This window comes from Microbulbifer okhotskensis (assembly GCF_023895975.1).
In the GTDB taxonomy this organism is placed as follows: Bacteria; Pseudomonadota; Gammaproteobacteria; order Pseudomonadales; family Cellvibrionaceae; genus Microbulbifer; species Microbulbifer okhotskensis.
Genome location: NZ_JALBWM010000011.1, coordinates 64,020 through 70,433 on the forward strand (window position 1 = coordinate 64,020; position 6,414 = coordinate 70,433).

The 6,414-nt window shown below is 46.3% G+C and carries 9 protein-coding genes; 3 read left to right on the forward strand and 6 right to left on the reverse strand.

Annotation, left to right across the window (positions count from 1 at the left end; genetic code table 11):
* Nucleotides 1-40: 40 nt before the first annotated feature.
* Together MO867_RS04540 and MO867_RS04545 are read right to left on the reverse strand one after the other, a co-directional pair.
* Nucleotides 41-535, reverse strand: a complete 495-nt coding sequence (locus MO867_RS04540) for an outer membrane beta-barrel protein (protein WP_252465037.1) — start codon at nucleotides 533-535, stop codon at nucleotides 41-43.
* Nucleotides 536-700: 165 nt separating this feature from the next.
* Nucleotides 701-1,189 (reverse strand): outer membrane beta-barrel protein, encoded by a 489-nt coding sequence (locus MO867_RS04545; RefSeq protein ID WP_252465039.1) that lies wholly within the window; start codon nucleotides 1,187-1,189, stop codon nucleotides 701-703.
* Between the two features lie 563 nt (nucleotides 1,190-1,752).
* Here MO867_RS04545 and MO867_RS04550 point away from each other — a divergent pair.
* Nucleotides 1,753-2,328 (forward strand): hemerythrin domain-containing protein, encoded by a 576-nt coding sequence (locus tag MO867_RS04550; RefSeq protein ID WP_252465041.1) that lies wholly within the window; start codon nucleotides 1,753-1,755, stop codon nucleotides 2,326-2,328.
* Between the two features lie 29 nt (nucleotides 2,329-2,357).
* A complete protein-coding gene (locus tag MO867_RS04555) occupies nucleotides 2,358-2,801 on the forward strand; it encodes a SpoIIAA family protein (protein WP_252465043.1) in 444 nt (147 codons plus the stop codon).
* A 69-nt stretch (nucleotides 2,802-2,870) separates the two neighbouring features.
* Here the strand turns inward: MO867_RS04555 and MO867_RS04560 are convergent, their stop codons facing one another.
* Together MO867_RS04560 and MO867_RS04565 are read right to left on the reverse strand one after the other, a co-directional pair.
* Nucleotides 2,871-3,572, reverse strand: coding sequence for a putative adhesin (locus tag MO867_RS04560; RefSeq protein WP_252465045.1), 702 nt, complete (start codon nucleotides 3,570-3,572; stop codon nucleotides 2,871-2,873).
* A gap of 402 nt (nucleotides 3,573-3,974) precedes the next feature.
* The gene (locus MO867_RS04565; protein ID WP_252465047.1) at nucleotides 3,975-4,637 is read right to left on the reverse strand and encodes a putative adhesin; all 663 of its coding nucleotides are present in this window, start codon (nucleotides 4,635-4,637) and stop codon (nucleotides 3,975-3,977) included.
* A 66-nt stretch (nucleotides 4,638-4,703) separates the two neighbouring features.
* Between MO867_RS04565 and MO867_RS04570 the strand changes: the two genes are divergently transcribed.
* The gene (locus tag MO867_RS04570) at nucleotides 4,704-4,952 is read left to right on the forward strand and encodes a hypothetical protein (RefSeq protein ID WP_252465049.1); all 249 of its coding nucleotides are present in this window, start codon (nucleotides 4,704-4,706) and stop codon (nucleotides 4,950-4,952) included.
* Nucleotides 4,953-5,022: 70 nt separating this feature from the next.
* On the opposite strand, the gene fnr is transcribed toward MO867_RS04570, so the two are convergent.
* On the reverse strand, nucleotides 5,023-5,754 hold the full coding sequence (gene fnr, locus MO867_RS04575) for a fumarate/nitrate reduction transcriptional regulator Fnr (RefSeq protein WP_252465051.1): 732 nt from the start codon (nucleotides 5,752-5,754) through the stop codon (nucleotides 5,023-5,025).
* 181 nt (nucleotides 5,755-5,935) lie between these two features.
* Nucleotides 5,936-6,151 carry a hypothetical protein gene (locus MO867_RS04580; protein ID WP_252465053.1) on the reverse strand — a complete coding sequence of 72 codons (216 nt, stop codon included), beginning with the start codon at nucleotides 6,149-6,151 and terminating at the stop codon, nucleotides 5,936-5,938.
* Between the last annotated feature and the right edge of the window lie 263 nt (nucleotides 6,152-6,414).

Sequence of the window (6,414 nt, forward strand, 5' to 3'; positions counted from 1 at the left end):
GCGGAGACGCAGTCAGATTGCCGCGCCCCACAGGAAATGTTTAGAAATTGAACACCACAGAACCAGACCAGTAATCCACATCTGTCTCAATAAGGGTGTAGTCCAGTTCAAAAACTGCCTTGTCGGTCAGCTTAAAACCGGCCCCAATACCTGCGGAGATACCGCTATCAGTATACTCTTCGCCCCAGCCATCCACTTCCAGTTCTTCGTGTAAATAACCAAGGCGTCCTTTCAGATAAATATCGCCCTCTGAACGGTAAGTAGCGTAGACAGCTTGTGTGGCAAGGGAGTATTCCAAGTTGTACCAATAGACGTCGTACTCGCCCTCAACCACAGAGTCCGTGAACTCAGCTTCTATGCCCCACCCAGAACCCCAGGCATAACCGGCCCGGACACCCGCATTCAGAGGGCTGTCGCCTGCGTCATCAACATTCATCACACCAAACACACCGCCCACATAGGCACCTTCTGCTTGAACAAAGGCAGAACACAACAGGGCAGCAGCTGCAGCCAAGGCCTTGGACTTAAAGCGCATCTTTCTCACCTCACATACTGAAAACTGATAAAAGGGCGCGGATTATAGACCTAGGCAGGGTTAGTACAAGTGTTTGCTCACACGGGAAAATCGGAGCACTGCAGGAAGATCTCAAACAAGTTTCTCGCCGCCGGTCAAAGGCCGGGCGAAGAGGCAGCGGATCGACTAAAAACGTACGCTGAAACCTCCAGACCAAAAACCAATATCCTTTTCAATCATGGTGTACTCCAGTTCCAGCCGATAATTTTCGCTCAATTTAAAACCCACGCCGGCCCCAACACTAACCCCAAAATCATCACTACTTTTACGGCCCACTGAAACATCCTCATAGAGAGCGCCCAGTCGCCCTTTGATATACCAGTCCCCTTCGGTTCGGTAAGTCGCATAAGCGGCCAAAGACTGTAGCTCGACATCTTCTCCCCGACCATAGACCTGAGCCTCGCCGCTGAACACAGACCCCATGTATTCAACCTCGACACCTAAACCCGACGAGCGGGTGTAGCCCGTCCGAATACCGAGATTGACCGGATTGTCGACGCCGCTAAAATCAAAATCCGCCAAACCTGCTACAGCTCCCCAATACGTGCCCTCAGCTATCACACCAGGCGAAATGATCAAAGCTAACAAACTCGCCCATTTTCGAATTTTGCTCATTAGTACTCCTCACACTGTTGTGCTCAACTGTGCGGCTGCATATGAATACAGCGCCCCGCAAAGACAGGTTTATCAGCCGGCAGGGCTCGAGTCTGACCCGCCAGAAACAGCGAGGAAAACCCAAAGCTTCCAAATGTGCATCAACACACAGCCAAAAAATTGTTTAAACAAGAAATTTCAGAGGCGCCCCCCTTAAATTCGATCGAAGAAGCGCTATCGAGAGAAGAAAAAGCTGCAGAAGGGACCCAGTGAAAATAGGCATGATTTTCCTGGGGGTCAAATACACCGTTACACACTCGGGCCTGTCAGTATTTTGTACAAGTGATTTTTTTGGCACCGCCCTACCTGCATTACCTACCTGCATTACCTACCCGCATCACCTATCCAGCAGAACCTATCCCCTTCAGCCGCATGATTCGAGGGCATGGCCTCTACAGCAGAATCTCCAGATATCGCGGAATTCTACCTATCGTGCTATTAAGTACGCCTGACTTGATCCAAATCAACTCCGCCTTTGCTCTCCTGACAACAATATGTGCATTGATTAATCGCGGAGGTCTGAGATGAATACCATCTACCGACAACTGTGCTGTGACCACAAACAAATGCAGCAACTGCTCAATGCCTTCGAGCAGCTACTCCTCGATCTTTTTGGCCGTACTGATCGCGATCCAAGTACCCTCTCACTGATCCTTGATGCACTGGATTATTTATCCGTGTATCCGGACCAATATCATCACCCGATTGAAGATCTAATTTTTGCCCGGTTATTGACAAAACCGATTCACGATAAAAAATCGATTTATGAAGCACAGATGCAGCATGAGCAAATAGCATTAAACACCAAGCATATGTGCGCTTTATTTTATGCAATTGCCAATGACGCAACAGTTGAGCGAAGAGTGTTACAGGGAGCCTGCACTAGTTTTCTAAAGCTACAACGCAGTCATATGAATCTGGAAAATACCGCTATATTTCCTCAGATTGAACAGTACCTGGATCTTTCCGACTGGATAACTATTCAAAAACAGGTAAACGAACTCAATACTAAATATTTTGATCATAGTATCCGAAAAATATACGAATCTTTGCACGAGCACCTGACACAAGCTAAGGCGCCAGAACAAGCTCTCGCTTAAATAAATTAGCTTTTAGGGAAGAAACCGACATGCAGACAAAACGTCACGGTATTTCCATCGGTATAGAGCGTATCGACGAGGATTTTTTTCTATATATAAAAGCAATTGGCCAACTGACCCACAAGGATTATGAGCATATAGTACCACTATTGGAATATGCTCTGGAGGGCGTTAAAAAGCCTCAAGTTCAGTTGTTAATTGATCTGCAGGATTTCGAGGGCTGGGGTATGTACGCGATTTGGGATGAATTCAAGCTGGCGTTAAAACACGGCAATGAATTCTCACATATCGCCGTGCTTGGGGATGAGGAGTGGCAGCAAATAGCCACAAAAGTCGGGGGCTGGTTTGTCAATGGTGAAATTCGCTATTTCAAACAGCAACAAGAAGCCATGGATTGGCTACAAAAAACAAGGAAGAGGGAAATTGGTCACAAGGAAAATGAAAAGGATTTAGCTTTCTCCACACACTCCTGATAAGTAGTGGATTAAGGGGGCGTTTACGCCCCCCTTTTTTATGCACAAATTACCCAGCCACACGTATTTCTAAGTATTCGCCTTCCGTTTTTTACTGCCCCAGGAAGGGGCCCCCAAAAAAATGTTACCGGCGCTCAACTCATTACGGCAGAAAAAACAGTAAATGTTCTCATAGTGCAGTCGGTTTCGATGCAGGATATTGAGAACATCGACCAGAGTCGGGCTGCCTTTACCAAACCTATTGCGAATCGTTAAAAAATTAACTTCCAATTTTTGCGTATACAGTGAAGCACCTACCTTTGCATCATATAAGGATTTCTGGAACGGATCATTTAAGTCATATCTTCGTAGTGACGCCTTATTTCTAGCGGCTTTTATATTGTGCTTGTGAGCTTCATCCACAACTGCCTGAATCTGGGTGTAGCTCTCATCATCAGTAACAAATGGACGCGATAGGCGGCCAAAAATCTGCCCAGCAGTGGACCCATGATAGCCCTGAAATTTAGCCAGGGTGTAGTTACGGCACACTTTTCCCTTGGCAATATGCTCGTGATATTTTGCTCGTCCACTCACCACACCTTCGAGGCCTGGATCTTCCAACGTATAGCCATGAGGGGCAAAGAAGAGCAGGTTATCCCCACCATGCCCCTTGTTATAAAAAGTCTGCTTGGTTGCTGCACCATGGGCAGAGATCACAAGGTCCGGCGCATCTCCAATTTGAGTCCCTTCCGGTGCAAAAATTTTAACTAAATCATATTCTCTTACGGGCATTTGACACCTACTTATCTAGCAGCGAATTCGAAAATAAGGGGAAAGCCGCAAACAAAACAATCGTACCAACAGGCTGCTATGACCAACTGTTCACATTCAAGTTTTATTCGATGATTTTAGATGTAAGTTACGAAGAGGAAATTTTTGGCCCTGAAAAAAACAGGGACATCCTGAGGGAATATTTGGGCCAACCGGATAATTACGGAAGAAATATGAAAAACAAGAAAGAAATATGGAAACATGTAGAAAGGGCGTGAATTTTCACCGCAGCAGGCTTAAGCAAAAGATCCCTGTTAGACCTATAGACGGGAACCCGCAGCGGCAATTAATTTAGAATCAATCACTGTACAGGCACCATCTTATTTATATCTCGAGTCAGATTACGGGCTGAAAAAATACCAACTACGTGGTTGGCCTCTGCATTTTACTATCCCAAGATGGTGTACCAATAAGAATGTTATTGAAACTCACCTCACTGCGACAGAAAGAACAGTAGATATTTTCATAGTGCAATTTATTTCTGTGCAAAATATTCAGAACATCCACCAAAGTGGGATCATCCATCTTTACCCTATTGCGAATAGTCAGTAAGTCCGCCGACATAACCGGTTTAACGCCTTTGGCTATATACGGCTGGTGCATCGGATTATTCGGGTCCAGAGTATTTACCATTTCATTATGCTCGTGCGCATTATCCACTGCTTTTTGCACGTCAGTATAGCTCTCACCTTTAATAAAATGGCGGGTGACTCGGCCCAGAACCTGCCCTGTTGTTGATCCGTGATACCCCTGATATTTACTCAGTGTGTAGTTATGGCAAACCTTCCCCTTGCCAATCCACTCATGATATTTCGCGTTGCCACTCAGAACACTAGCAATGCCAGGATCACTCAGAGAGTAACCATGCGGAGAAAAGAAGAAAAGGTTATCCCCTCCATGCCCCTTGGGATAAAAGATTTGCTTAGTGGTGGCGCCGTGAGCAGAAATAACCAAGTTGGGCGCTGCACCGACTTGCGTTCCTTCCGCTGCAAAAATCTTAATTAAGTCAAATTCTCTGACAGGCATACAATCCCTTCCCTCTCATTTATCACTTGCGATGCACTCTGATAGTGCCACCTGGGAAAGGCTACTATGACTTACCAGACAGTTTCCAGCAAAAACAACCCTCCATCACTGCCTGCAAAGGTCAGTGAGCAACAACTAACCTCTCTAGAAAACCAAAGGAAACAAGGGCTGAAGGGGATTGTTACAACCTTATCAGGAAAATTTGAAGAAAGGGACCACTGCCCAGAAGACACTATTGGCGGCATTTTTGGCCGATATGCCGCTGCCAGTACCGGAACAGACAGCATTGCGGCGCCTGGTAAATTCAGAGAATAACCGAGAAAATTTTCATCATATTCAAGGGATGAGCGTCACAGCTGACCAGACAGTTTCAAACTAGAAAGCCCTACTGCTCGCCTTCATAACCACAGTGGGTTCCCGCCAAATCACTCAACGCCAACAGGTCCAGAATCTCAATTGTTCTGCCACTGACTTTTATCAAGCCCTCGCGTTGAAATCGGGAGAACAGCCGGCTAACCGTTTCAGCAGTTAACCCCAGGTAGTTGGCAATATCCGTTCTCGGCATTGACAGTACAAATTCTCTTGGGGAATAACCACGGCGGGCATAACGGCTGGAAATGTTAATCAGCAGCGCGGCTAAGCGTGTATCTGCGGAACGCTTACCCAGCAACATTAAAATTTCATTTTCCTGGCGAAGCTCTTCAGAAAATAGACTATAAATCTGCTGCTGGAGGGCTGGTACCTGCTGAGCTAAAATTTCCAAATGACCAAACGGAAGCAGACAAACACTACTATCCTCCAACGCTTCGGCATAACTGGGATGGATCCGACTGCTGTAAGCATCCAGTCCGAGCAGCTCGCCAGGGAGAGCGAAATGAGTGACTTGAGTATCTCCATCCGCTGCAATCACTACCGTTTTCAAGCTACCAGAACGAATCGCATACAAATTTTGGAACGGGTCTCCCGATCGGTAGAGGGTTTCACCCGCCTTAATCAATTTTTTCCTGCGAGTAATATTCTCGAGCCGATCAATGTCCTTCTGAGCTAAACCTGCGGGAAGGCACAAACGCCTGACTGAACAGTTACTACAACTTATGGCCGCGGGTGAATTGATCATAGCTGGACAACCAACAAGAACTTTCGCTCATTGTACCTTTAATCAGTGCAGGCGTCTGCCGCCGCCCAAGCTCGCTGTTTAGTAAACCTGTTGCCTCAATAAAACAGATAGACTAAAAAATAATCTGGGGAAATTTTATAACTGGAGACCTATTTTTCACTCCCAGAAAAATATACTCAAATTAGAGATCAGCAAGAAAACTCTCGATCACCATCTGCTGCTGTTTTTTCCCATTCGGGTCCAAACCCGTTTTGTAGGAGCCGAACTCATTGGCCCAGGGCGAGGTTCTAATACGGACCGGAGGGTCTTCAGACTGGATCGTCTGCAAAACAACCTCTGCAACCTGGTCGGCAGTCTGGTAAATCTGGGCGGCCTGCTGTGGAGCCCTCGACCTCATTCTTCCAAGGTAGTGATTGAATACTGGCTGGTATTCATCTTCGGGATAACCAGAGCTTTGCTCTAGTTGTGTCAGTACGCTATTGGCAAATTCTGAATGAATGCCACCAGGCTCAACAGCCGTAAAGTTTATATTGAAAGCCGGTGTTATATAGCTAGCCAGAGCCTCGGTATCAGGGCTGTCCCATATAAATCAGCTTAAATCGTGACTGTAATTATCTTGTCTAAAGTTTCACTATCCCAGCCGGCTTTTTTCCGAAGCCT

What these genes read in the sequence shown, in the direction of transcription:
- fnr (WP_252465051.1), bottom strand. Translation starts at nt 5,754, where the DNA reads ATGATCAATTCACCCGCGGCCATAAGTTGTAGTAACTGTTCAGTCAGG.
- MO867_RS04580 (WP_252465053.1), bottom strand. Translation starts at nt 6,151, where the DNA reads ATGAGGTCGAGGGCTCCACAGCAGGCCGCCCAGATTTACCAGACTGCC.
- MO867_RS04540 (WP_252465037.1), bottom strand. Translation starts at nt 535, where the DNA reads ATGCGCTTTAAGTCCAAGGCCTTGGCTGCAGCTGCTGCCCTGTTGTGT.
- MO867_RS04555 (WP_252465043.1), top strand. Translation starts at nt 2,358, where the DNA reads ATGCAGACAAAACGTCACGGTATTTCCATCGGTATAGAGCGTATCGAC.
- MO867_RS04560 (WP_252465045.1), bottom strand. Translation starts at nt 3,572, where the DNA reads ATGCCCGTAAGAGAATATGATTTAGTTAAAATTTTTGCACCGGAAGGG.
- MO867_RS04570 (WP_252465049.1), top strand. Translation starts at nt 4,704, where the DNA reads ATGACTTACCAGACAGTTTCCAGCAAAAACAACCCTCCATCACTGCCT.
- MO867_RS04565 (WP_252465047.1), bottom strand. Translation starts at nt 4,637, where the DNA reads ATGCCTGTCAGAGAATTTGACTTAATTAAGATTTTTGCAGCGGAAGGA.
- MO867_RS04550 (WP_252465041.1), top strand. Translation starts at nt 1,753, where the DNA reads ATGAATACCATCTACCGACAACTGTGCTGTGACCACAAACAAATGCAG.
- MO867_RS04545 (WP_252465039.1), bottom strand. Translation starts at nt 1,189, where the DNA reads ATGAGCAAAATTCGAAAATGGGCGAGTTTGTTAGCTTTGATCATTTCG.